Origin of the sequence: Alkalihalophilus lindianensis, assembly GCF_032843265.1 — a bacterium.
Lineage (GTDB): Bacteria > Bacillota > Bacilli > Bacillales > Bacillaceae_D > Alkalihalophilus > Alkalihalophilus lindianensis.
On the sequence record NZ_JAWJBA010000803.1, the window covers coordinates 1 to 247 of the forward strand.

1 protein-coding gene is annotated in these 247 nt (G+C 34.0%); it reads right to left on the reverse strand.

Annotated elements, in window-relative coordinates:
• The coding region (locus tag RYX56_RS24390) for a septation protein SpoVG family protein (RefSeq protein ID WP_317124389.1) at window positions 1–120 on the reverse strand (120 nt) is incomplete at its 3' end.
• Window positions 121–247 lie beyond the last annotated feature (127 nt).

Here is a 247-nt window from a genome sequence, read left to right on the forward strand (position 1 = left end):
GTTTCCATCAATGACACGGATGTCATGGACAACAAATTCATTATCTAAAGTAATTGATGCAATTGCCCGCATACGACCATCAGTATTAACTCGGCGTAATCTTACGTCAGTTACCTCCATGTGTTCACACCCTTTTCCTTAAAGTACAAGCTAGTTTATTAATTCAACAAAACCTGTTTAATTCCTTCTTTATTTTTATATTTTTTTGAAAAATAAAGGCAAACTAGTGAGCGGCTGTAAATAATAG